At 68.2% G+C, this 1931-nt stretch carries 2 protein-coding genes; both read right to left on the bottom strand.

The window, feature by feature from the left end; genetic code table 11:
• Window positions 1-1346, bottom strand: a 1346-nt coding sequence (locus tag ACFV1W_RS40530; protein ID WP_380422579.1) for a CHAP domain-containing protein, incomplete at its 3' end; no start/stop codon positions are given.
• 115 nt (window positions 1347-1461) lie between these two features.
• A partial coding sequence (locus tag ACFV1W_RS40525; protein WP_380422578.1) for a hypothetical protein occupies window positions 1462-1931 on the bottom strand: 470 nt, incomplete at its 5' end.

Below are 1931 nucleotides of genomic sequence, written 5' to 3'. Positions count from 1 at the left end.
TTCCAAACGCCGTTGGCGACCCAGTCGTTGGCCAGATTGCCGTTCGGATCGACGAACGCGATGTGGTAACCCGTGGCATCGAACGACACCGGCGAGGTCGAGGTCGCGGCCGGGGCGGAATTGTCAGCGGGGTTGTGGAGCCACTGGACGGAGCCGCCTTCGCCGGTGATCTCGGCGACGTTCCAGTTGCTGACACTGGCGCTGTTGTAGCCGCCGTCGCCCGTCCAGTTCTCATCGACGAAGTAGACGGTGCCGTTGCCGGAGGAGTCGACGCTGGACTTGTGGACCACGCCGGTGTGGCCGGGCCGCGAGGAGCCCACGGCGAAGCTGATCACGTCGCCCGGCACCGGAGAGGCATGGTCGCCGTTGCCGTGCAGCTGGAACATCGACGGGTACTTGTTGTACCAGTTCTGCGCTTCCTGGTTGCCGTTGCCACCGGCGCCGTCCACGCCATAGCGCTGGACCAGGTAGCGGTCGCTGAGCTCGGCGCACTGCCATTCGTACTGGGCCACGCCCGGCACGTACTCCAGTCGGTTGCCGCCGTTGGCGCACACCTGCAGGCCCATGAACTGGGTGTTCAGCAGGTTGCCGTTGCCGTCGCAGGTGGAGTTCCACCAGGAGGGCTGACCCAGGCTGCCGCCCAGGCCGACGGCATTGGCGGGCATCCGGCCGGTGGCCGCGGTGGGGGCGGCGGTGACCTTGGCCAGGTCGACGGAGGTGCGGGCGGAGGTGTCGCCGCTCGCGATGACCAGGTTGGCGCCGAAGTTCCCGGGCAGGGAGGCCTCGTCGTGCTGGAGGTTGACCACCCAGGTGCGGCTGCCCTGTTCGACAATCCACGTGATCGTCTGGATGTCGGTGTGGTCGGCCTTCTTGCCAGTCAGGTTGCCCTGGGAGTGCACGACGACGCCCTTGGCCTTCTGTCCGAAGATCGTGGCGACCGGGCCGTTCTGCGTGCCGTTCAGTGCCTTGACCCACGCGGCCGTGCCGCCGACGGCGGAGACCGGGAAGTCCGATCCGGACAGCTCCTCGCCGAAGGGCACGGCCGTCACGGAGAAGTACCGGAACGGCTTGTTCTCGGAGAGCGAGGCCACCTGCACCCCGGAGCCGGGCGCGGCGATGTAGGGCTGGCCGGAAGGAAGGTCGGAGCTGGAGACCTGCAGCGCCACATTGTCCAGCGTCAGGGCCAGCGAGTGCGCCGACGTGCCATGGGTCTGGCCGCCGACGGCGGCCGTGATGGGTGCCGTCGTGGCGTACGCGGAGGGCGCGGACACGCCCGATATGACGACGGCGGCAATGAAGGCGCCGACTGCGGACTTTTGGAAGGCCCGCGACACGAGGGTTGTCAAGTGAAGATTCCTTTAAGTGCGTTGATGAGGTGTAAAGGGTCCGCTCACCAGGCCTGGTAGACGTAATCCGAGCTACCGGCCGGCGCGGTGGTGTGGTGGTGGGTGGATTGCTGGTTCAGCGGCTGGTGCCGCCGGTGCCGGCGGGGCCGTGCCAGGTGCCGTTGTTGGCCCAGTCGTTGGCGGGGTAGCCGTTGGGGTCGACGAAGGCGACGATGGTGCCGGTGTCGTTGGTGGTGAGGCCGGAGCCGGGGCGGGCTTGTCCGCCGATGGGGGCGGGGCCGTTCCAGGCGCCGTTGGCGATCCAGTCGTTGGCGACGTTGCCGTTGGTGTCGATGAAGAACAGGTGGTCGTTGTCGGCGTCGAAGGCCAGGGGGCTGTCGGCGCGGGCTTGTCCGCCGGTTCCGGCGGGGCCGTTCCAGACGCTGTTGTTGAACCAGTCGTTGGCGAGGTTGTTGTTGGGGTCGGCGAAGGCGACGACGGTGCCGGCGCTGTTGGTGGTGAGGCCGGAGCCGGGGCGGGCTTGTCCGCCGATGGGGGCGGGGCCGTTCCAGACGCCGTTGGCGATCCAGTCGTTGGCGACGTTGC

This window comes from Kitasatospora sp. NPDC059648 (genome assembly GCF_042734825.1).
Classification (GTDB): Bacteria; Actinomycetota; Actinomycetes; order Streptomycetales; family Streptomycetaceae; genus Kitasatospora.
The sequence above is the reverse complement of the archived record's forward strand: the minus strand, read 5'-3'. Positions and strand labels throughout refer to the sequence as shown.